Source organism: Pseudomonas sp. EL_65y_Pfl1_R83, from assembly GCF_963970695.1.
GTDB lineage: Bacteria > Pseudomonadota > Gammaproteobacteria > Pseudomonadales > Pseudomonadaceae > Aquipseudomonas > Aquipseudomonas tritici.
The window spans coordinates 1-522 of record NZ_CAXAQI010000250.1 but is presented as its reverse complement, the minus strand read 5'-3'; the positions used below and the strand labels follow the sequence as shown (position 1 = coordinate 522).

General features: G+C 67.4%; 2 protein-coding genes. Both read left to right on the top strand.

The features are described 5' to 3' along the window. The coding region (locus AACY08_RS28680) for an HAD family hydrolase (RefSeq protein WP_339472469.1) at positions 1-223 on the top strand (223 nt) is incomplete at its 5' end. Beyond that, the gene (locus AACY08_RS28675; RefSeq protein WP_339472468.1) at positions 220-408 is read left to right on the top strand and encodes a hypothetical protein; all 189 of its coding nucleotides are present in this window, start codon (positions 220-222) and stop codon (positions 406-408) included. The genes AACY08_RS28680 and AACY08_RS28675, both read left to right, overlap by 4 nt. Positions 409-522: the final 114 nt, after the last annotated feature.

Genomic DNA, 522 nt, shown 5'->3' with positions numbered 1-522 from the left:
TGAGACAGCCATGGCCGATTCGGGCGCAACCCCCGAAACAACGGTGATGATCGGCGATACCAGCTATGACATGCTGATGGCACGCGCGGCGGGGGCACGCGCGCTTGGCGTCGCCTGGGGCTATCACCCCGTGGACGAGCTGACGGCTGCGGGCGCGCATGCCATCGCATCGACGGTGGCGGCGCTGCCCCAGCTAGTCACGTTTCAGGAGACACCGCGGTGACCGATCCCGATGCGACCATTCGCAATCGCTATCTTGCGATCACCGCGACGCGGCTCGCCGGGTCGGCCGGAGCCTTGCTCGGTCTAGTGCTGATCGCCCGCGCCGATGCCGCCAAGGTGCCGGTGCCGCGGCTGCGCATCTCCTACACGCAGCTGAAGGTGTACGAGGCGCAGCGGGGCCAATAGCTGCGATCCTCCGCCTCGCGCGGGAGCTGACCGCGACGACAGTGATTATGTCGCGGGGCCCCGGCTACAAATGCGCCAGATAATGCGCCAGCGCCGTGATCTCCTCGGCGCTGA